The organism is Nostoc sp. (assembly GCF_036917395.1).
GTDB lineage: Bacteria > Cyanobacteriota > Cyanobacteriia > Cyanobacteriales > Nostocaceae > Nostoc.
Genome location: NZ_JBALDI010000041.1, coordinates 100515 through 121226, shown reverse-complemented (window position 1 = coordinate 121226; position 20712 = coordinate 100515). Strand labels below are relative to the sequence as shown.

General features: G+C 40.9%; 22 protein-coding genes. 4 read left to right on the top strand and 18 right to left on the bottom strand.

What is annotated here, in order from left to right; translation table 11 throughout:
• Positions 1-337 precede the first annotated feature (337 nt).
• The 5 genes from V7K46_RS14495 to V7K46_RS14475 all read right to left on the bottom strand — a co-directional run bounded on the left by V7K46_RS14495 (position 338) and on the right by V7K46_RS14475 (position 3382).
• Positions 338-745 (bottom strand): type II toxin-antitoxin system VapC family toxin, encoded by a 408-nt coding sequence (locus tag V7K46_RS14495; RefSeq protein ID WP_335114187.1) that lies wholly within the window; start codon positions 743-745, stop codon positions 338-340.
• Positions 742-996, bottom strand: coding sequence for a hypothetical protein (locus tag V7K46_RS14490; RefSeq protein WP_335114185.1), 255 nt, complete (start codon positions 994-996; stop codon positions 742-744). Before V7K46_RS14490 ends, V7K46_RS14495 begins: the two co-directional genes overlap by 4 nt.
• A gap of 183 nt (positions 997-1179) precedes the next feature.
• Positions 1180-1593 (bottom strand): chorismate mutase, encoded by a 414-nt coding sequence (gene aroH / locus V7K46_RS14485; RefSeq protein ID WP_335114183.1) that lies wholly within the window; start codon positions 1591-1593, stop codon positions 1180-1182.
• A gap of 127 nt (positions 1594-1720) precedes the next feature.
• The gene (gene sppA, locus V7K46_RS14480; protein ID WP_335114181.1) at positions 1721-2542 is read right to left on the bottom strand and encodes a signal peptide peptidase SppA; all 822 of its coding nucleotides are present in this window, start codon (positions 2540-2542) and stop codon (positions 1721-1723) included.
• A 543-nt stretch (positions 2543-3085) separates the two neighbouring features.
• A complete protein-coding gene (locus V7K46_RS14475) occupies positions 3086-3382 on the bottom strand; it encodes a hypothetical protein (RefSeq protein WP_335114179.1) in 297 nt (98 codons plus the stop codon).
• Positions 3383-3790: 408 nt separating this feature from the next.
• On the opposite strand from V7K46_RS14475, the gene V7K46_RS14470 reads away from it, so the two are divergent.
• Positions 3791-4588: an MlaE family lipid ABC transporter permease subunit gene (locus tag V7K46_RS14470; RefSeq protein WP_335114177.1), complete on the top strand. Its 798-nt coding sequence runs from the start codon at positions 3791-3793 to the stop codon at positions 4586-4588.
• Positions 4589-4689: 101 nt separating this feature from the next.
• Positions 4690-5106 (top strand): DUF3119 family protein, encoded by a 417-nt coding sequence (locus V7K46_RS14465; RefSeq protein ID WP_273766267.1) that lies wholly within the window; start codon positions 4690-4692, stop codon positions 5104-5106.
• A 12-nt stretch (positions 5107-5118) separates the two neighbouring features.
• Here V7K46_RS14465 and V7K46_RS14460 read toward each other — a convergent pair whose 3' ends face one another.
• Positions 5119-5244, bottom strand: a complete 126-nt coding sequence (locus tag V7K46_RS14460; RefSeq protein WP_335114175.1) for a hypothetical protein — start codon at positions 5242-5244, stop codon at positions 5119-5121.
• Between the two features lie 94 nt (positions 5245-5338).
• On the opposite strand from V7K46_RS14460, the gene V7K46_RS14455 reads away from it, so the two are divergent.
• Positions 5339-6613: a DUF3086 domain-containing protein gene (locus tag V7K46_RS14455; protein ID WP_335114173.1), complete on the top strand. Its 1275-nt coding sequence runs from the start codon at positions 5339-5341 to the stop codon at positions 6611-6613.
• A gap of 77 nt (positions 6614-6690) precedes the next feature.
• Complete coding sequence (gene plsY / locus V7K46_RS14450) at positions 6691-7368, top strand: glycerol-3-phosphate 1-O-acyltransferase PlsY (protein WP_335114171.1); 678 nt, start codon at positions 6691-6693, stop codon at positions 7366-7368.
• A 54-nt stretch (positions 7369-7422) separates the two neighbouring features.
• On the opposite strand, the gene V7K46_RS14445 is transcribed toward plsY, so the two are convergent.
• The 12 genes from V7K46_RS14445 to V7K46_RS14390 form a co-directional block, all read right to left on the bottom strand.
• Positions 7423-7680 (bottom strand): hypothetical protein, encoded by a 258-nt coding sequence (locus V7K46_RS14445; RefSeq protein ID WP_335114168.1) that lies wholly within the window; start codon positions 7678-7680, stop codon positions 7423-7425.
• 63 nt (positions 7681-7743) lie between these two features.
• Positions 7744-7983: a hypothetical protein gene (locus V7K46_RS14440; protein WP_335114166.1), complete on the bottom strand. Its 240-nt coding sequence runs from the start codon at positions 7981-7983 to the stop codon at positions 7744-7746.
• Between the two features lie 351 nt (positions 7984-8334).
• Positions 8335-8907, bottom strand: coding sequence for a hypothetical protein (locus tag V7K46_RS14435; RefSeq protein WP_335114164.1), 573 nt, complete (start codon positions 8905-8907; stop codon positions 8335-8337).
• 119 nt (positions 8908-9026) lie between these two features.
• Complete coding sequence (locus V7K46_RS14430; RefSeq protein WP_335114162.1) at positions 9027-10652, bottom strand: hypothetical protein; 1626 nt, start codon at positions 10650-10652, stop codon at positions 9027-9029.
• Complete coding sequence (locus V7K46_RS14425) at positions 10649-11353, bottom strand: hypothetical protein (protein ID WP_335114160.1); 705 nt, start codon at positions 11351-11353, stop codon at positions 10649-10651. Before V7K46_RS14425 ends, V7K46_RS14430 begins: the two co-directional genes overlap by 4 nt.
• Positions 11354-11487: 134 nt before the next feature.
• Positions 11488-12312 carry a hypothetical protein gene (locus tag V7K46_RS14420; RefSeq protein WP_335114158.1) on the bottom strand — a complete coding sequence of 275 codons (825 nt, stop codon included), beginning with the start codon at positions 12310-12312 and terminating at the stop codon, positions 11488-11490.
• Between the two features lie 113 nt (positions 12313-12425).
• Positions 12426-13475 carry a hypothetical protein gene (locus V7K46_RS14415; RefSeq protein ID WP_335114156.1) on the bottom strand — a complete coding sequence of 350 codons (1050 nt, stop codon included), beginning with the start codon at positions 13473-13475 and terminating at the stop codon, positions 12426-12428.
• Positions 13476-13670: 195 nt separating this feature from the next.
• Complete coding sequence (locus V7K46_RS14410) at positions 13671-14495, bottom strand: hypothetical protein (protein ID WP_335114154.1); 825 nt, start codon at positions 14493-14495, stop codon at positions 13671-13673.
• 109 nt (positions 14496-14604) lie between these two features.
• Complete coding sequence (locus tag V7K46_RS14405) at positions 14605-17352, bottom strand: hypothetical protein (RefSeq protein WP_335114152.1); 2748 nt, start codon at positions 17350-17352, stop codon at positions 14605-14607.
• A complete protein-coding gene (locus V7K46_RS14400; protein ID WP_335039203.1) occupies positions 17306-17677 on the bottom strand; it encodes a hypothetical protein in 372 nt (123 codons plus the stop codon). The genes V7K46_RS14405 and V7K46_RS14400 overlap by 47 nt, the downstream gene beginning before the upstream one ends.
• A gap of 21 nt (positions 17678-17698) precedes the next feature.
• Positions 17699-18316: a hypothetical protein gene (locus V7K46_RS14395; protein WP_335114150.1), complete on the bottom strand. Its 618-nt coding sequence runs from the start codon at positions 18314-18316 to the stop codon at positions 17699-17701.
• A gap of 916 nt (positions 18317-19232) precedes the next feature.
• Positions 19233-20462 (bottom strand): choice-of-anchor tandem repeat GloVer-containing protein, encoded by a 1230-nt coding sequence (locus V7K46_RS14390; RefSeq protein ID WP_335114148.1) that lies wholly within the window; start codon positions 20460-20462, stop codon positions 19233-19235.
• Positions 20463-20712 lie beyond the last annotated feature (250 nt).

The window sequence follows — 20712 nt, the reverse complement described above, 5'->3', positions numbered from 1 at the left end:
ATCTGTTTTTGTACTGTCCGCTTGAGCAGTATCAATATTTGTTACTTTACTCATCAAGTATACTGTTTGTCCTAACCGCTTTGGCGGTTGCTATATATTCAGGACTCTAGATCGAGTCTGTGGTTCTTTGCTGGAAAGAACCGCACTCGGCTTGAAAAGCCCAATAACCAGCATAAAAGGAGAAAAGATCAAATAAATGGCAATCCCACCAAGGAGGATGTAAAACATCCATTTTACGATTTCCATAACACTTACCTCAATTCTGTTAATGTTATGGTTCCCACTTTGGATACTCTTTGTAGTAAACTACGATCGCTATTTTCTACCGATTTATCCCTCAAGGTACAACTTCAAAAGACTGATTACCCCGAAATCGATAGATGTGGAAATCTCGATCAAGAGTAAAAACTCGTCTCTGATTTAAGGTTTCAGCAGTGGCTACTAATGAAGCATCTGCCAAATCCATTGGGATATCTCGATATTGCTCCATTAGCGATCGCATTCTTTCCTGTTCTTCTACATTATTGTGGTGCAACAAAAGAATCTGATCAGCAACATAGCCCCATAGCTCCTGCTGTGCAGACCATCCACCATAGCGACCTAACAAATACATGGCTTCTGTAAAACAAGACCAAGTTGTTAGTAGAGGGGCTAGTAGCTGAGGTAATATGTCAACACAACGTTGGTGATTGGCATCGCTTTGATTAATTAAAGCAATCAGGGCAGAAGCATCGCAGAGCGTCACTCGTTTAACCTTGAAGGGTCATACTTAGCTGACAAAATATCTGCAAAAGCTTCCCTTGTACGTTCAGACAAGTTTGATGGCAGGAAATTCACTTGCCCTACTCTTCCTTGCAACGACTTGTCTAAGGTATCTGTAGATAGGTAACTTGGGGTTTCATTAGTCAGGATTATTAATTTTACTCGTCGTCCAGTCAGTTCAGAAGCACGCAGGAGAATCTCCTCCCATGTTCCTTCAAAAGTTTGCTGTTCCATAATTACCCTTTACTCATCGTTATAATAATAGTTGCCTAAAAGCATGAGCTATGCTATATAATCGTCACGCACATACCAGTTCCACCTTAGGGAAGATTCTCCCACCAGCATTAGGTTGAGCAGCCGCGTCAGCACAGAATTATATTCTTGTGCTGTTTGTTAAATATATTTGATTTAAGTAATTTACACTTTTGACTTAACACCTTGCTGTGATGCTTGTAATGATTGGGGCAAACTCCAGTCTGGACGCAAGCTAGCGGCGTTGCGTAAATAGATATGATGAATTGAAGCGGAGGCTGGCAGATAGGTGTGGATTAGGAACCGAATGCAGCGCTGTAAGCTGCCTTCGACGTGCATTTGCTGCACATCCAACATGGCCACATTATCCCAACCAGGACGCACTCTAGCGATCGCAGCTGGAAAAACTACGTCTAAATCACGTGTCACAGAGAAAGTCACACTAATCATGTCCCTCAGCTGGAATTGATTCCGGTTTTCCAGCTCATCTAGTAGTTCTGTCACCACCTCTCGGATTGCCTCAACAGTATTTTCTGAAGCAGTTGTTGCTCCGCGAATAGCCCGCATTTGCCAGTCCACGCCAAAATCCTCCTTAAAACACAAAAGTCAGGAGTTAGGAGTTAAGAATGAGAAGTAAGATTTTTAACTCATAACTCCTCACTCATAACCGGAGGCAGAGCGTCTTTGGCTCCGCTCCTAACTCATACTAGGGTCGATATAACCACAACGGTAAACCACTGGTAGACATTTCAAATTCGAGCCAATCAATACCAGCCCCAATTCCTGATGAAACCTGACGACTTCCTGGTAAAAGGCGACTCAATAAAGGTTTACGTTCTTCTAGGGTATAGCAGAGAGTTTTTTCCGGATCAAGACCGACCAGTTCTGCTGTCCAGCGACGGGCATCTTCTTCTGTACCCAGGCGGTCTACAACACCTAACTCTAGGGCTTGCTGTCCAGTAAAAATCCGACCATCGGCGAAACTTTTCACAGCTTCTACTGTTAAAGAACGGCCATCAGCTACCGTTTGGACAAACTGCTGATAACTTGTGTCAATCAACTCTTGCAGGATGTTTGCTTCTGGTTGAGTCAGTTCCCGGTCAAAAGCCAAAATGTCTTTGTAAGGGCCAGACTTAATTACCTGGAAGGAAACACCGATTTTTTCTAACAAGCGTTCTAAGTTATTCCCACGCAAAATCACACCGATACTACCCGTAATCGTACCTGGGTTAGCTACAATGTGTTCGGCTCCCATGCCGATGTAGACTCCTCCAGAAGCCGAAATATTGCCAAAGCTAGCGACGATTTTAATTTTTTCGCGCAAACGCTTCAGGGCGCTGTAGATTTCTTGGGAATCTCCGACTGTACCGCCAGGACTATCAATACGTAGCAATAATGCCGGAAACTTTTTTTCTTCTATAGTTTTCAGGGCTTCTAGGACGCGTTTGCGAGTAGCACCGGCGATCGCACCAGTAATTTCAATCCGCGCAATTTGTTTTCTAAACTTGGGCTTAAACGGCCAAATCATGAGTTGTCAACATACCTCGTAATAAATTCAATATAAGATGCCCAGAGGTCACACGACTTGCTTTGCTCTGTTAAGAAACATGAGCAGGCACTGTGCTAATTAGGATTTTAAGGAAATTTTTATATTTTGCAGTGAGTTTTTTTTGATATTCTCAAGTAATGCTAATCAAATCCTTAAAAATTGCAGCTAACACAAAATGCCAAACTCTAGTTTAGCGTCAAACGTGATGATTTAGCACAGACTATTTTAGCGGTTTTGCAGAATTCAAAATTCTAAAATCCTTGATAATTTATCTTTTTGACCTCTTGATAATTGCTTTGCTACGGTCGCGCACCTGTATTAGTCGTCAGTAATTAATAACTAATAACTAATGAATAATAAGTATTTAATCAATAATTTTGGTACTAAATTTAATTAAGAAAAATTCATTCAGCAACACTAATCCCTATCTAGGTTCAGACCAGTAGTACTTCCACTTTTGGAAATATCACTTTTTCCTTTGTTGTACAGCCTATGAGCACCTGACGAAGGTATTTACACTACTTATGAATCAATTCGTAAAATTTGACACCGATAATAAGCGTACATATCAAATAGTGCCCCGACGAAACTCCAGGTCAAGCTAATCACAAATAATCCCCGGAGGGGAGTTCCACTGCCAAAGGTGGCGAGAAAATGCATAATCTGAGTAGCGATCGCCTCAGTTAACTCTTGTAAACCGGGGAAGTGACCGATGAGGGATAAAAGGGACAGTCCGCCGCCAACGAGTAACATGGGAGCGACAAAACTAAAAATGATCGTAAGTAGTAAAGAGCGGAGAAAGTTAATGAAAATAGTCATTTAGGACAAACTCCGTAAGTAGAGATGACAATAGCTCGATAGCAGTTTGTCATTTTCTACAATACGTGCGATCGCTTCAGAGCAGACAATCTGTCAAAAATCTTAAGTTTTCATTAAAAGAAACGGCTACCAGTTACAGCACATGCTGGGGATATAAAAAATGACTTAAATCTACGAAAACCTTGTAAAATCAAGGTTATAGCCAAGGCTAGTACCTATTTATTGGTTTGCAGTATGTTTAACAACAGCTTCATTTTCTGAGAGCATCTTTAATCTAAGTTAATATTCAGCCCCGTTGGGGGTATGGGGAGATGGGGAAATAACCAATGCCCCAGTCACCAGTCCCCATTCCCTATTCTCAACGACTTCCGCTATTCTTAAGGCAGTTACCGAGTTAGCTAGAGAACATTGAACCAGACTACATCCAAATCCAGTTTAGGAGAATGGAGTCAGCGGCTGCTGGCAGCGATTTTTCTGGGTGGGCAAGTACTAGTTCACCTATTGAGGGGCAAAATCCATCGGCGCAACACCTTGCAGCAAATGGCAGCAGTTGGGCCAGATTCCCTATTTATTGCTCTATTGACGGCTATTTTCGTTGGCGCAGTGTTTACCATTCAGGTGGCGCGGGAATTTATCAACTTTGGCGCAGGAAACATTATCGGCGGAGTGCTTTCTGTCGCGTTGACACGAGAACTCGCTCCCGTGTTGACAGCAGTGGTTTTGGCCGGGCGAGTTGGTTCTGCCTTTGCAGCCGAAATCGGTACCATGCGAGTCACAGAACAAATCGATGCCATGTTGATGTTAAGAACAGATCCAATCGATTACCTGGTTATCCCCCGCGTCCTTGCTTGCTGTTTAATGCTACCAATTTTAACCCTCTTGTCTTTGGTAACAGGGATGTTCGGGGGATTAATAATTGCGATAAATATCTACAACCTGTCTGATACGGTATTTCTAGACTCAGCCCGTAACTTTCTTGGTATCTGGGATATTTTAAGCGCCATGATTAAGGCGTGTTGCTTTGGCATTTTAATCGCCGTAATTGGTTGCAGTTGGGGGTTGACGACAACAGGAGGAGCCAAAGGTGTAGGACAGTCAACCACAACTGCTGTTGTGACTGCCTTACTGATTATATTTGTTAGCAACTTCTTTCTTTCTTGGTTAATGTTTCAGGGGACTGGCGGTGCATTCTTGCAAGGCCAATAAAAGTAAGGAGTAAGGAGTTAGAAGCAAAGGCGGAGACGCTCCGCCTCCGGTTAAGAGTTATGAGTTAAAACTCCTTACTCCTAACTCTTAAAATAGGAGAGATGCCTACTAATAAAGCAGGATTTAAGACTGTGACCAGTTCATTTGCTCCTAACTCCACATCAACTGTGGAACTCAAGCCTAGTTACAATATACCTATAGTGTTGGTGATTGCCGCCATTCCACTACTATTGGTACAACCGTTGGTAGGTTCCGTTTTCACTCTGTTTGGTTTGTTTCTCATGTTTCAGGCGTTAACGCTGCGTTTACAATTTACCGCCACCGACTTAGATATTTACAGAGGCGAAAAATTGATTCGGCGCTTTCCCTACCAGGAATGGCAAAACTGGCGGATATTTTGGAGTGGAGTCCCCATCCTGTTTTACTTTAAAGAAATTAAAAGCATTCACTTTTTGCCGATTTTATTTGACCCCAATACCTTGAAAAATTGCTTAGAACAACGTTGTCCACGTATTTAGTGCTGACATTTATTACCGATAAGGTTGCCCCAGAACTTGGGGCAAAATCCCTAAGTCTGACCAAGCTTGATTTTGTGCAGCTTCACAAATAATTGGTATGAGTACCATCTGTACTGAGTCGTTTTGCTCTAGACTCATAACTCAGCACTCATGACTCAGGACTTTTATGGCAAGTCAATTGTAATATTTCTGAAAGCTATTTATTCGCGTCATAGGAATTACACTATTGTTTATGAACCCAGAGGAATCTCAAACCCCAGAACCAATTGATGAGCGGTTGGCAGAAAAACAAGAACAGAACAATGCAGTAGAACATCCAGTAAATCCATCTGTTGAGTTAGTGGTAGAAACAGCAGCCATTAGCTCATCACCAGACTACGCAACTTTTGAGCCACTCATCTCCAATGCAGAAGTGGTAGATTCTACAGTAGAGCTAACAGAAAATTCAAATGGCGAGTTTGTAGCGCAGTTAGAAGCGGGAAATGTCGGACTGGGGTCAAAAATAGGATCAGGAAATAATTTATTATATGCAGAGGCAGAGCAGCGAGTGGCAGAGTTGCAGAGCGCTGAAGCTGCCCTCAAGGAAGAAATAGCCAAGCTGCAAGCTTCTTACAAAAACCTTCAGTCACAAGTGACTGAAACTGAAACCTCACTGGGACGGCTCGTGCAAGAGTCACTGGTACAATTAGAACAACGCAAACAAGCGCTGCAAATTTCTGTAGAACAGCTAGAACGCCGTCAAGAACGTATCCGCAACGAAATGCGAACCACTTTTGCCGGAGCATCCCAAGACTTAGCAATTCGAGTGCAGGGTTTTAAAGACTATCTCACAGGTAGCTTACAGGATTTGGCCGCAGCCGCTGAACAGTTGCAACTGACACCAAGTGTGGTGGAACGAGAAAAACCATCTGTAAAAGAGGCAAAACCAGTTGAACCCCAATCTGGAATACCCCAATTTGCCCAACAGCAATTTCAAGATACTACAAAGCAAATTCGCCGCCTAATTGACCAATACCGCAACAAACCAGATTACTACGGACCAGCGTGGCAACTACGCCGTACCTTTGAACCAATCCATGCAGAACGAGTCTCCAACTGGTTTTTTACCCAAGGGGGACGGGGTGGTTTGCGGACAATGGGTAGCCGCTTACAGAATATCCTAATTGCCTCAGCCGCAATTTCGATATTACACAAGTTGTATGGCGATCGCGTCCGTACTTTAGTTTTAGCTAATACGCCGGAGCGATTAGGTGAATGGCGGCGCGGCTTGCAAGACTGTCTGGGAATTGGTCGTCCAGATTTTGGCCCAGACCGAGGTGTGGTATTATTTGAGGCATCTGATGCTCTGGCTCAGAAAGCAGACCGATTGACGAAGGCCAATCAACTGCCCTTAATTATAATTGACGATTCAGAGGAGCAAATCAGTTTGTCATTACTGCAATTTCCTCTGTGGTTAGCCTTTGCCCCTGACCCCAAAACCGTGAGAAACTATGATGATGACTTTTAATTAGTCAATAGTCCAGAGTTAAAAGCTATTTCTCTGGACTTTTTTGAATTTTGAATGAGTGAATTTTAAATTTTATTATGGCTATTTGGTTAACCGGATGTGGGGCAATTGTGGTCATAGCCTACCTGCTGGGTTCTTTTCCCACTGGGTACATTGCTGTGAAGCAGTTAAAAGGTATTGATATTCGGGAAGTTGGTTCAGGTTCCACTGGTGCAACTAATGTACTAAGAACTTTGGGGAAAGGGCCAGGAGCATTGGTTTTAGTACTTGATTCCTTAAAGGGAGTATTAGCGATCGCTCTGGTTTATTGGTTGTTCAATTTTGCATCCAGTCAAAATTTTATCCCCTCAACGGTAGATGCACAAGTGTGGCAACCCTGGTTGATAACTTTAGTTGGGTTAGCTGCCATCCTGGGACATAGTAAATCGATTTTTTTGGGCTTTACGGGTGGTAAATCTGTTGCTATCAGCTTGGGAATTTTGTTGGCAATGAGTTGGCAAGTAGGTTTAGCAACAGCGGGTGTGTTTGCCGTCGTTGTGGCGATATCGCGGCTTGTCTCTTTGAGTTCAATTGCAGGTGCGATCGCTGTTTCCATTTTCATGATATTTTTGCATCAACCGTTACCCTATGTTCTATTCGGGATTGCCGGTGGATTGTATGTGATTTTACGCCATCGCACTAATATTGAACGACTGCTTGCGGGAACGGAGCCAAAAATTGGGCAAAATGTAGCGACACCAGAACAAACTGGATAATTAACCAACCGCAAATAGATATATTTTTTGCCCCATGCTTCAGCCGGGTTAGGCTTATGAATGAACGTTCCCTTTAATTAAACGATGGAAAAGACGGCAAGGCCACATAAAAGCTCCACAGATACTTACTGAGGCGATGGCGGCCACAACTCGCCAACTCGAACTTGGCCCAGTGGCAGAATCTGAAGGATGAGCTTGTGTACTTTTAGCTAGTTCTGGCACTGAATGAGATAACTGACTGGCTGTACTCACCCCTTCAATCGCTGCTCCAATTAGATAAGCTACTAGGGCAATTATTAGCCAGTGATTCATAATATTCCACTGTTTTAACTATGAGCGTATGCTTGGCAGTGAGCAATCATTTGATTTTCCGTGCTAATCATTACCGCCTTGCCCGAAGGATAATCGACCTTCGGCTGTATCGCGAATCAGGGGCAATTTAGATTGTATATAAGTATTGAGGGTGCTATCTGCCTGGGCATCAATTTCCTGCTTAACTTTTAACTGCTGGAGGAGCAATTGTACTAAAGCAGCATCGTCAAACTGGAGCAGGGTGCTGACCTGGGTAGATTCGATTACAGCCCAGAGCTGTTGCATCATTTTAGCAGTCACCATGAGTCTGTATCCTCTTAAGCTTTTCTTTATATTTGCACGGATTTAGAATTTGTAGTTAGTTTTTATCTAAAGATTTATAAAGATGTAGGCTGAAAACGCCTAAGTCAGTTAAGAGGGTTAAGTTATGGCATTTTTTAATTGATTAAACTACACCACTCTCTATTGTCTATCTTAAACCGTACTCTATAAAGAAAAAAACTGCTAAAAGACTTAGATTCTCCCTAATCCTCCCTTCTAAGGAGGGAATTAGAGCAAGGCTTTTGAAAAGCCACAATGCAGATATACGTAAGCATCAGCGCTTTTTGTGCAGGTAAACTTCAGTCGTTGTCGTCTGGTACTTTTGCTAGAAGTTTATTGTGAAACTCTCGCACAAGCTCCTTCCTGACCAGAAGGATCGGAAAAAATTGCTAAAGTGTGATATTCAGGGTTATCTGTTCCATATAACACTCGAAAAGTATACAACTTATTTTTACCTTGCGCTTCGGTAACAACTGTTAAAAGTGTATTGCTAGTAGGAGGAAGTCCAGGAATGTCCAGTTTTTTAATTCGTCTGAGTTGAATGACATTCGCTGCTGAGTTTTTACAATCTCCTCCACTAGTATTAGGATCTTGACCAAACTGCATACATACCGGGCCATCAAAATCCATAGTTACCTGTGATGGATCGTTTAACCAAACTTTTTTAATTACTTCTCCAGCCGGAATAAAGCTTAAGTTTGTTCCTTGTTGATACCAAACCTTGATAGTAGGTATTAGTCCCCCTAAACCCTGTGCTTGGCAAGAAAATACGGAACGTAAAACAGCATTATTAGCTACTGCACGACCTACTAACAATAACATAGCAACCGAGAAAATTAAGGAAGCTATAGGTAGGAAATAATAATTATTTGAGGTATTTCCTGACAAGTTAGTATTATTTTTCATGATTGCAAATGGGGTAGATTGCTAGATAGAATAAGGGGAGATGGGAAAGATGGAAGGAAAACTAATTACCAATTACCATTACCCAATCCAAAATCTAAAATTAGTATAAATCCTACCTCCTAAAACTGGGTTGCTTGATTAACGTATATTTCAATATTTGTACCGGCTGGCAAATACCAAACATTAGTTTGTTGTGACATTTGGGCGATCGCCTGTTGATTACGTTGGGCAATTTGGGGAACTACAGAGTTCATACCACCTTCCAGAACCGCAGCGGCAAGATTGCGTCTGTTCTCAGTAACAGTAGCATAACCATTGATGACACCGGGGTTGCTGCTGTTAGCACCGTTGCTGTTTTCGTTTGGAGTACCGTCACTATTGAGGACGCTGTTGCTATACAAAGGCAGAAGTTTGGTATCAGGGCGATTTACTAACTCTGCCGCTTTACCAATACCTCCCAAAACGAATAGTCCTGCATCCATTGATGCTATGGATGAACTTGAACTGGGAAATTTATTTGCAATTAAAGGTTTACCTTGGGTACCGCGAAGAATAATTGTATTGTTGGGTAAGCTTCGTTCTGTAAGGTTGCCATCATTATGCGAGATAATTTTGACTACATTCATGGACAAAAGACCTTGTTCGGAAAGGGAACCAATTTCAGCGAGGAATTCGGTGTTTGCAGGTAGAGCGATCGAACCATCGGTAGATTTTAGTGGTTCTTTCAATCGGATCACAAATACGTTTTTCTGTTCACCTGTTTCATCACCACCGCCTGATTTAGTATTAGTTTCCCCAAATATCGCTGTTGCTAACACAGCTTTAGCACTACTTCCTACTGCTACGGATTTCTCTCCCTTCTCTTGCGCTTGGCTCACCACTGGAGCAGGAGTTTCCGGTTGTGGTGTCTGTTCCTGCGGCTGCGTATTGTTTGCAGGTTCAGGAGCAGCTGCGATGTTATTAGGTTGATCAGTGACACTTACTTGACCGTAGCTACCTAACTTTGCTAACCTTGCCCACTCTTGTAATGGGGTTGGTGGAGATGGTGGAGTTATACTGACTACGGGTTGAGTGTTTGGCTTCACAACTGGTATCTGAGGTGATGGCAAAGGTTGAGAAGCAGGTACTTTAACGATGCGCTCAACTGTCACTGTCCGAGGTGGGTAAACTGTTGGTGGAGGTGTTGGGATCAGTCTCTCTCTACCTCTGGAAGAAACTGACGGTTCTGCTTTTAAGGCTACTGTCGGCGTTGATTTGGCAATTCTGAGCTGTTGTTGGGCAGCTTTCACCATTTGTGCTTGTTCAGTCAGGGCTAATTTCGTTTTGAGAGTATCTACTTCGCCTTCTAGCTGTTGAGAGCTAGATTCATTATTTGGCTGCGATGATACTTGTGGGGAAACAATATTTTTTGGCTTTGAATTGCTGCTACTCATCAACTGGGACAAAAACACACCACCCACCAAAACTATCGCTAAGGTAGCAGCGCCTACCAAGCCTAACTTTGCAAAAGGATTAGATGAGAGGGCTTGCTTAGTCTGAACTTCTTGTGGTTGAGAAAGCGACTCTTGCGGCGTTGCAGAGTCTTCTGAACCTTGGGTATCGGTAGAAGATTCTTCTTCAAAGCCGACCAACCTTGACATCCGCGATTCCCAATCAAAAGATTCTACATCTTGTTGGTGAGCATCGGTGGTTAAAGTAAATTTATTTTGAGGAGGTGTTTCCGCAGGAATTGAGTATTTAGTCATGGTAAAGCTTGGTTGGGATTTCCAGAACAATTTTTATCTTTGATATTACATACATTATAAATTTCTAGTCTGGCTTCACCAAGACGGTAAGCTGCGAACTGCAAGGGTAGTGCTGCATTTGGTAGAGAAGTTGCGGGTTCATCTATTGCTCTAACTAAAATTTGTTTATTAAATGAAGTTGATTTTCCCAACCTATCATAACCGCTAAAAACTAGTTGATTAGCAAACATCTCCACTTTCCACTGTCCTTCACCTATTTTTGTAGGTTGAGATATTTTTTGAATTACTAATACATTTTCTGATCCTCTATTAACATTTTCAAATTGGCTATCTGGATTTAAATTAGTAATTTCTGACTTAAGTTTTTGTTTAAAATTATCAGCTACCAGTTGGGAGGTAATTTCCCAGACTTGCGTTGGCAGCTGTTGATCTGACCAAGTAAGCATTAAGCTCATAGTTTCACCCGCAAACCGCCGAATCGCCTCTGGCTGCCGCTCTAAATTTGGTTCGGGGTCTACGGTTATAGTGCGACCATCAACAAGCTGCACTAAACTTTGAGGTGTGAGTTGACGACCTAGTTGCTGTAACATAGACCCGTTAAATAGTAGTAAAAGCAGGGTGAATACATTTAACCCAAATGTTCCTACTGCTAACAGTGGCAATGGGTTATTTTTCCTATTTTCTGGTTTGAGTATTTGCATTTATATTTATATAAAATTAGTGAATTAGAAATCTATAAGTCTTATTTGATTTTTTAAAAACTCTGTACAACTCGAAAAGACTGATTCCCTACTTCCCAGTACAGACGCGATTAATCGCGTCTCTCCCTACCTACTCATCTGATAAAGCTATCAGATGTTTGTCCAGCGCCACATTGTGTAAATTTATCATTGTTAAGGCCGTTGTTGCCATCTAGCAAACATAAGTTCCGAATTTCATAAATTTCTAATCTATCAGCGCGGACACTATAAATTGCTTTTTGCAAGTCTGTGCCATTGTCGCCTTGGGGATTACCAAAATAATCTGCTGCACGTACAAGTAAATCTTTGTTAAAAGGAGTTATGAGTCTTGCACCACCAACTCGGTTTTTTTGAATTAAGTCGGCTACCATACCCACTCGCCACTTTCCTGGTGCAATTTGTTTTGGCGGATAAACCCGCTTAATAACTAATTGTGATGTCATAGTTAGGCTGGGATTTTCAGAGAAAACTTCTGGCGGTGTCATTTCTGCAACTGTGCTTAAGAAACCTTTGCGAAAGTCTTCGGACAAGGCAAAACTAGCTATCCAACTGCTGGTACTAACTTTTTGGCTACTCGCTTGAGCTGTTTGAATAAGAACTCCTAAATCTGGTTTGGGGCTTGCAACTTCTTCGATATTTTGTGGTGGCAAGGTTCCAGACCAGCTAAACATTGATATCATCGTTTTGCTGATGAATTGGCGAATTGCTTCTGGATCTCTTGCTAAATCATCAATATTAGCTACTGGTTTACCGTCTATTAATTGTACAAAGTTGGGAGGTTTTCTCAGACTGAGTTGGCGAATATTTAGCCCTTGTAATAAGAATAAAAATAAAACTAATATATGTAAACTGAAGGTTGCGATCGCAAAAAGTGTCAAAACACTTGCTATTGATTGTCTTTTTTCCAGTAAACGCACCATTTACTCACCTCTTCTGCAAAAAACTTCAGCTATTCTATATAAATTATCATTTGCATATAATTCAGCAATTACGACACTTGCCAAAATTTTATTCATTTATAATTTGGAATTTCCTATATCCTCTCCTTTACTAAAGAAGCCGTATTACTGATAGCACTGAAGACTGCAAAACCGCCAGCAGCAGCCACAAGTAATGATAAAATTGGTGCTAAAATTCCCAGAAAAATTATGAACCACATTAAGTCTGGATCAGCATTAGCATTTTGGCCTGGGCCATTTACAATAACTGCGGCAGTCAGCACAGCAATAATATTGAATGAAATTTTGGCGATTCCAATAGATAAAAATCCCGTCACCCATGCGAAAATTGGTTTACCAGCTACAGGCAGTAAAGACCCACCTACGGCTATTGGCCCTAAAACCGCTATCAGCAACATAGTAGCTTCTATCAAATTCTGGAAGGCATATTGTAAGGAAACTAAAAAGTTTTTAATGCTTGTTTGGACTGTAGAACCTAACAAAGAATTAAATGAGGTTTCTGATACAAACCCAGGGCCAGAACTAATATTATTTACCTTATTTTGTAGTCTAAATATCCAGTTTTTATCTCCGTATGTAGATCTATACCTCTTTAAGAGAATATTAATTTTATCAGCAGCTTGCTTAAAGCATTCACTTTGTTGCTGGCCAGTTAGCGATTGGCAAGGACGCAGAAAAGAACCAGTTACTTCTTCAGCAACACTCATATTCAGTGCTTGTTGGTACATTTCACCCGCATCTGCTGATACCACTACTTGCTGATTCACAGTGTTTAAAAAATTCCGCACTCCCAGTGTTAGATTAGAAAGTATACTTCCATTGCCTGAATTACTTAAAAGGATCACCACAATAAAAGGCCAAATTAAAGCTGATATGGGACGGGTATATTCGTAGGATATTAAGTCTTTGAGGAATTGTATCATAAAAAATAACAGGGTTCCTACTGCAAAAAAAATACCCAGATTGGTCAGCGCTCCATACAAGTTATTAGTGGTGTTATTCTGTAATAAATCCAGCCATTGTTTGTCCCAACCTTCGGCAATACTTTGGGAAGTTGCGGCACCATTATCGAGAATCTCATCAATGCCTACTTGGGCAAAAATTAGTTGAATAGCAAGTTGCATTTTGAGTTAATGGGCTGTTTTTTTAGATTTCGTAGGGTGTGTTACGTTCCTAACGCACCATCCCGGATGCTTTCGGTGCGTTCCGCTGCCGCTAACGCACCTTACAAAACTGTTTTTTAGATTTATTGTTGGTTTGTAATAAGTTTAAGTATTTTAAAAGTTGGATGAAAAATTAGAGTTTTTTATCCTAAAATCTTACTTCTTAACTTGTCTGCCAAACAAATCTAATTGAGAAGTAGCTCGTAAAAGTCGCGCCGCTTCTGTAGATGTTTCTACTCTCCGAGCGCGATTCGCCTCTTCTGCCTGTTGAGAAATATTTGCCAAATTTAAGTTGGAATATTGCAAAGACTGATTATTTTGTAATGACTGAGCAAATGTTTCAGCTACAATTTTTACTTGCTCCTGTTGAATTTTTAGAATTTGCACTTGACTAGCACCTAGCAATTCCGCCAAGCCAGAAATAGCATTTGCTGTTGGATCAGGTGTCTTAACTGCACTAATACTGGTCTTAATCTGATTGAGGAATGTATTATTGCTACCCTCTGTTTCCTGTGCCAATCCTGCAATATCATCTAGACTTTTCTCTGTATTTTCTAACTTTGCTTTTGTCCTAATTTGTCCATTTTCACCGAGAACACCTACCGCTACTCCACGGGTAATTACACGGTTGAGTTCATTACTAACTAAATTTCCCTGCACTGCTGAATTATTCTCAAAGCGGTTTGCTCTAGAGTCGGAATTATAAGAGTGAAGAATCAAATTCTCACGAACCTTTTGTCCAGCAAGAATAGGGTTAGGTATATTCAATTTTCCTTTGGCACCACTAAGAGCATCTTGACTCTGTACTTCTACAGGTTTTAAATTTTCGCTTAGATTATATTGAAGGTAATTTTGCAAATCTGTGGAATATGATTGAAAATCAGTCCAAACCTGGCCTAATGCGTCCGTCTGAACTTGTGCCATTACTGGTAATATTGCCAGGGATAGCAACGTAATAGTAAAAATGGTAGTTTTTCGCATACATTTGTGCCTGAAAAAGTAGATGAAATTAAGTAGTAAGTCAGAAATTTAGCTTTTTAACTATAATTTATAACTTTTTTAAACACTGTTAACTGCTTACAGAACCCAATTAACTACTACGTAGAGTAGCCACTAACTGACGTGCAAATGCAGAAATTGCTTCATATTTATTGCTGTGAAGTTGCATCATTTTACTGCGTGCAGTTTGTTCAGAGGGGTTATTAGCAACTGCTGCCAATTGTTCGTAACCTGGATAGTAACGACAGAATGTATAAATACCGTTATCATCTAGCAGCCATTGGCTATAAACGCCTTCTTTGCGGGGAAAAAAGCTTTCCGACGCATTACGAGAAATAATTTGGCGGGGATACTTTAAGATGTCTGCAAAACTATCCACTGCAACCGGCTGAATGCGTCCAATCAATCGTGTTGTCAGGTTTTGCAAAATTTTAGATGCAGCTTTAGATTTGGCAATTGTATCAGGATCTTGTCCTGATAAGATGACTCTGATACCGGCTTTAGCACCGTTCGCACAAATTCTGCCAACTAAGTCAGAAATTTGCTCGAATTCAAATAAAATTGGTGCTTCATCAATGAAGAATATAGAAGCTGGACTACCTAATGCGCGTCGTAATGCTGCTGAATAGGCACTCAAAGATAGTACGGCTGCATCTTCACTATCTGATAGATTTCTGAGAGCAAAAACTAAAAGTTGTGCATCGGTAGGAAAGCTGGATGGTGCAGAAATAGCTTGTCCCACGCGGCTAGAAAGCCAAAACCGCAAGCGCAGCTGAATTTGACTGAGGGCGTCTTCTACTCTGCCAGTTAAAGAACTTAGCTGCAAGTGTTCTGATGAACAGAAAAACAGAAAATCTTTTAAGGTAGGAGTTTTCAGCCAAGCCTGAGTGCCAAACCCCCCTGCCATCGCCTGTATATATCGCTCTTTTATGCCCTGATCAGCAAAGAAGGCTTCTAATGCTAAGTTGAGCAGCGATCGCACGGTTTGCGATAAAATTTGACTTTCAGTCGATGATCCTAAAACCATTGTCATTAAAGCTGATTCTAGGAAGGCAGTATAATCGTTAAAGCGATCGCGCTGTTGTTCTGGTTCTAGCGATCGTAAGTCTGGCTGTTCAAATAAGTTATTCGATTGTTTGGAGATATCAAAATAGGCTCCATTTCCCTCCATAAACTCTGTATAGTCAGTGAAAGTAGATGTACCATCGGGTTTAGGGAAATCTAACGCCACAACCGGAATACCATGCGCCAAAGCCTGAGTTAAAATCCCTGATACCAACACTGATTTACCAGCACGAGTTGTAGCAAACAAAGCTAAATTTTTGTGTTGGTTAAATAAATCTAAATGTACCGGTGTTCCGCCTTCTTCAGCAATCAACTCAAAGCCTTGTCTATCACCTTTTTTAGTTAAAACTAAAGGCATTAATCCGGGAACTTCACTTGTTAAATATAGCTGGCGACGATTGAAAGGTGTAGCTAACAAACCTTCCCAAACTATTGGTAGAGTTTGCAGCCAAATTTTCCAGGCATATTCATTTTCCCTAATTACTCTGGCTGGACGTTGAAAACAGTTTTCAATATATCTTGTTGCCTCATCTAATTTCTCGACAGTTGGACGATGTACCAAAATAACGATACTCGTATAAATCGGGACTGCACCTTCAAATAATTGTTCTTGTGCTGCTACCGATTTCTTCAACTTTAATTGCGCGTTGACATCAATAGTTTTACTTTTTTCTTGAGCCATAATTGTCGTCATGTTTGACTGCTTCAAGACTCGTTGCAAAGTAGTTTTCACCAATGCCGGATTTGCCGCAGTCAACTCACAAAAAATCTCTGTATCTACTACTGTTTCTCTGGCCAATAGTTCCCATAAATATCGCAGTTGAGTAGATTTATTTGCCCAACCTCCGGGTTTTTCCAGAAATGACAGGACGCCAATATAACGATTGTTAACATTAACCCATCGGCGATCGGCGCAAGGTACGCTAGACTCCATCAGCAAAGTTGTGCCGTGGATATTGTCTAGCAGCAATTTAGTACTAGCTAAATCTGAATTAACTTGTTCGTGCAGTCCTTGTTCATCTAAAGTCATCAACTGGGGAATCACTATTGGCTGGGTATCATTAAACCTTTTCCAGATGCCCTCCCAGAGTTCATCAGCTTTCAAAGGTTTGACATCCAATCCCATTTGGTTAGATAAAATTTGTTCCCAGCGGAGAAAACCCTGTTTATAAGCATTTGTGATCAAGGTTTCAATGCGTTGGTTTTCTACTTCTGAAAGATCCCCTTTGAATTTCAACCACCATGATTCAGCTTTTACTAAAAGTTTCTCTATCCAATCGTCTGCATGTTGCGAGTTAGATTCAATCGTGTAAGTGACGTAAATTCGTAAAAACTTCGGCTTCCGAACACCAGAAATAGTAAGTTCTTTGACTCTAGCTCTTTCCGCCATCAACAAATATTTTATATCTCGTGATGGCGCATTCTTAATTAATGTTGCTAATTCTTTTTGGCGCTCTTTATCGGAACTAAAAGATCCCAAATGCAGTGTCATTCTTTCACCGCTAGGGATATCTTTCAATCCTGCTTCAATATTATTAAAAAGTGTATCTATTTGTTCAGGTCTTAAAGTGGTATGAATTCCCTTACAGTCAAAACCAAAAACAAAGCAAAACCGATCTCTTTGAGTGCCTTTTGTCAAAAGATAAGCGCCAATATCACGTCCATTCATTGCTACACGTAGCATTGTCGCCAAGTGTAAGGCATCTTCAAATGGTGTTAATCTACTTTCATTTCCGGCGATGCCGACGCTTTGTTTTCCGATTTTTTGCTTCATGGTTAACTTCCAATAAGCTTTGATAACGAGCAAAGCCTCTTGTCCAAGCGGGAACGCCAATAAATTTACTTAAAAAACTCCAACTCCTACCACCAGTTAAAATCCACCAAGTTCCTATTCCCCAACCAGTCATTAGTATTGTCCACAACCACTTTTGAAACTCTTCTTGGAAAATACCACCAAAAATTCCATTGATAATAAAGTAGGAGGCTAGGGCAATTACCGTCCAAGGAAGAATTTGATCGGCAGGGATTGGCCCTAACGAAGGTTGACTTCCTAGAACCTGATTGACTGGACGAAAATCTTGTTCCCGCTCTTGAGACATTTGAAATATTTGAATTATTTACTATCCTTGTGGGCCAATTACAAAGCGTGTGAGTACATCAGCAACGGTAACAGCAACAACGACTAATAGGGGAGTTCTGGCAATACTTTGCCAATCCTCATCTTTACGCACTGCGTTAATCACACCAACCAAAGAAATTGCAATATAGAGTAAGTATATCGCCCGCAACACACTAAATATCAGAGTTATTGGGACGTTAGCATCACTATTTCCTGTTGAACTACTTACACTTAACCTATTTTTGAAAAACTTTTCAGCTTCTCCAAAAAACTGTGCTTGTGCGGGGGCTGCAAACCAGTCTAACCAATACAAACTCAGAATGATTGCTGCTGCTAAAATTTGTAATAATATTAGCGATCGCCTTGGTAAATTCACCTGCTGCCCAATTTGCTGGGTAATGACTGCAATTAAACTACCAACTAGTAAACAAAAAAGCAGGATAGGACTTTTTAGGCTGATAACGCTTATAAATACAGCACAAGCAATCAAAAAAGGTATAGATTCAACCAGAATAATCAAGCTGGATTCCAGTCCCAGGCTTAACTTCTGAGATCCTTTGACAGCGCTACCAGTTAAAGCTTTGAAAAAGTTTCTCTTGTGAGAACTTTGTCTAGACATTTGCTAATTTTCCTATAATGTACTTGAGTGTTGGTTGTCTAAAATTTTACAATTGTTTCCAATTTTACATGATTGAATACTCATTTTTCCTCAACTTATAAAGTTTAGCAAAGTTCTATACTATACATAAATTCATATGAAGTTAAGTTAAGAAAGCATTAATATTTATTTAATAAGTATGAATATACGAGCGTCATCCGTAAAGCTTGCCGCCAGGCATCGCTAATTCCCTGACAAATCTGACTTCATCGTTTAAGCTCGTTTAAACTCGTTATTATCTCACCAGAGTCTACAATAGCGATAGTTATAGGTTTTATAGAAAAACCTTCTATTCCTCCAAGCAACCGTTTTGTAAGATATTATCCTCATAGGATGTACTACTAACCCAGGTTGCCAGTTATTGATTCAGGCGATCGCAACGAGATCATTTAAGGAATAAAATCCCCTCCAGAGAAAAATTAGAAGAGATTTATGTTGAATTAAATTATTACCATCTATGCTATCACTGATCACCTCTTAAAGCCGATTGGGCATTATTAGGCATTTCATATGATGTCTGGCAAATTACTTGTGATTCGTGCGTGACCTCTCAAGAACAGCCCTTCCCCTAGTAGGTAAACTCGGTGTCCCTACGAAGTGGGGATTAGAGGCAGGGAGCCTGTAGCTTTAGCTATAGGCGGGATGAGGTTCTCTTAATTAAGGGCAATTAAACGGAGATGATCTCAGATAAATTATGTATAAATTATTATAACGGCATTGATTGCAGCAATTTTCTTTCCATTTTAGGAAATTTAGTTTCTCCGACTGTCTATAATTACTTTCAGATAGCCACGCTTCCTGACTATCTGAAAGTTATAAATCAACATTTTTCAAATCTACGTTTTACTATTTATTTTACACGCAGATTATCTTCAGGCTATGGTGTAAATTTAAATACAGTTCCTTTACCAGAAGTGCCACCAGCAGAGGCAGTACCGTAATAATCAGTACCGACCGGAATTAGCGTGGACTCTGGCGTTGCCCCATTAGTGGTATTAAAACTAATCAACTGGGTGATAGTTGAAGTAGTTCCAACATTCAATCGATAGACAACTCCTTTGTTATTTGCCCCGCCAGTAGAAGCTGTGCCATAGAAGATACCACTGCTTGCTCCTGGTGTAAGCGCAGCCTTTGGGTTGGCCCCATTAGCGCCACTAAAACTGGCAACTAAAACGGGTGCACCAATAGGATTGGTGGCTGTTCCAATTGGAACTTTGAATATAGCACCTACATTGCTGGCTCCACCTAACCTAGTAGTGCCGTAGAGGAATCCGCTAGATACAATTAATCCAGCCTCTGGACTTGCCCCATTAGCGCCAGTAAAGCTAGAAAAACTATATCTAGTAGCAATAGGATTAGCAGGAGTGTACTTGAATACAACTCCCTTATTACTTGCTCCACCTAAAGAGGCAGTGCCATAGTAACTTCCATTGGTAGTCACCAGTTGCAATCTTGCTAATGGGGTTGCTCCATTAGTACCGGTGAAGCTGATTAAAGTGGTGACTGGACTGCCACTGAGCGGAACATTAAATATAGTTCCTTTATTACTGGCCCCACCTGCCGAGGTTGTCCCCCACAAAACCTTGCCAGTGCTATCCGCAATCAGTCGGCCTGCTGGGTTAGCTCCATTACTGATGCCAGTAAAATTCACAAGAGTTGTCAGACCTGTAAAAGCTGGTGATCCCAAGCTAAACAATGTACCGAGGTTACTTGCGCCACCCGTAAAGGTCGCCCCATATAAATTGCCATTGCTTGCCTGGAATAATCTAGCTATTGGATTAGTCCCTCTGTTGGGTAAGGCTGTTCCCGTAAAGTTGATCAGTGTGGTCAGAGTACTGAAACCGACACCACTCAACTTGAATGCACTTCCGTTGTTAGATGAGCCACCAGCAGAAGTGGTTCCATAAAGATTGAGATCCTTACCCTGAAATACACCAGCTCTTGGCGCAGATCCATTAGCACCGTTGAAATTTGCAACAGTAGTCAATGATGCAGCAACAGCTTGATGCAAAGGCAATACCAATGGAGAAGCCAAAACAGCCAGGGAAGTTAAAATTGATACCCTGCTTTTATTTTGACGTTGTTTGTACAGATTAGTCTTGTTCATTTAAAACCTAGAAAAAATTTGATGAGACTGGATATAGCGCTTAAGTCAATAAGGTAAAATTGACCTCGTTGATGACTTCGTTTAGTAGCATAGATAACTATTTTTTTTTTAGATGTCGTGATAAACACAAAAAATGGGAAAAAACCCTAAATTTCGACAAAATAAAGCTTTTTTATGACTTTGGTGAGAGGATAATCTCAAATGCTTTTAAAACAATACTTTTACGAAAGATATTTAATGATTACTCCAA

Bases quoted from the DNA above. Each gene is read 5' to 3' on its own strand.
- V7K46_RS14490 (WP_335114185.1), bottom strand. From the start codon at position 996: ATGGAACAGCAAACTTTTGAAGGAACATGGGAGGAGATTCTCCTGCGT.
- sppA (WP_335114181.1), bottom strand. From the start codon at position 2,542: ATGATTTGGCCGTTTAAGCCCAAGTTTAGAAAACAAATTGCGCGGATT.
- V7K46_RS14475 (WP_335114179.1), bottom strand. From the start codon at position 3,382: ATGACTATTTTCATTAACTTTCTCCGCTCTTTACTACTTACGATCATT.
- V7K46_RS14465 (WP_273766267.1), top strand. From the start codon at position 4,690: ATGCCTACTAATAAAGCAGGATTTAAGACTGTGACCAGTTCATTTGCT.
- V7K46_RS14460 (WP_335114175.1), bottom strand. From the start codon at position 5,244: ATGAGTCTAGAGCAAAACGACTCAGTACAGATGGTACTCATACCAATT.
- V7K46_RS14455 (WP_335114173.1), top strand. From the start codon at position 5,339: ATGAACCCAGAGGAATCTCAAACCCCAGAACCAATTGATGAGCGGTTG.
- plsY (WP_335114171.1), top strand. From the start codon at position 6,691: ATGGCTATTTGGTTAACCGGATGTGGGGCAATTGTGGTCATAGCCTAC.
- V7K46_RS14445 (WP_335114168.1), bottom strand. From the start codon at position 7,680: ATGAATCACTGGCTAATAATTGCCCTAGTAGCTTATCTAATTGGAGCA.
- V7K46_RS14440 (WP_335114166.1), bottom strand. From the start codon at position 7,983: ATGGTGACTGCTAAAATGATGCAACAGCTCTGGGCTGTAATCGAATCT.
- V7K46_RS14435 (WP_335114164.1), bottom strand. From the start codon at position 8,907: ATGAAAAATAATACTAACTTGTCAGGAAATACCTCAAATAATTATTAT.
- V7K46_RS14430 (WP_335114162.1), bottom strand. From the start codon at position 10,652: ATGACTAAATACTCAATTCCTGCGGAAACACCTCCTCAAAATAAATTT.
- V7K46_RS14425 (WP_335114160.1), bottom strand. From the start codon at position 11,353: ATGCAAATACTCAAACCAGAAAATAGGAAAAATAACCCATTGCCACTG.
- V7K46_RS14420 (WP_335114158.1), bottom strand. From the start codon at position 12,312: ATGGTGCGTTTACTGGAAAAAAGACAATCAATAGCAAGTGTTTTGACA.
- V7K46_RS14415 (WP_335114156.1), bottom strand. From the start codon at position 13,475: ATGCAACTTGCTATTCAACTAATTTTTGCCCAAGTAGGCATTGATGAG.
- V7K46_RS14410 (WP_335114154.1), bottom strand. From the start codon at position 14,495: ATGCGAAAAACTACCATTTTTACTATTACGTTGCTATCCCTGGCAATA.
- V7K46_RS14405 (WP_335114152.1), bottom strand. From the start codon at position 17,352: ATGAAGCAAAAAATCGGAAAACAAAGCGTCGGCATCGCCGGAAATGAA.
- V7K46_RS14400 (WP_335039203.1), bottom strand. From the start codon at position 17,677: ATGTCTCAAGAGCGGGAACAAGATTTTCGTCCAGTCAATCAGGTTCTA.
- V7K46_RS14395 (WP_335114150.1), bottom strand. From the start codon at position 18,316: ATGTCTAGACAAAGTTCTCACAAGAGAAACTTTTTCAAAGCTTTAACT.
- V7K46_RS14390 (WP_335114148.1), bottom strand. From the start codon at position 20,462: ATGAACAAGACTAATCTGTACAAACAACGTCAAAATAAAAGCAGGGTA.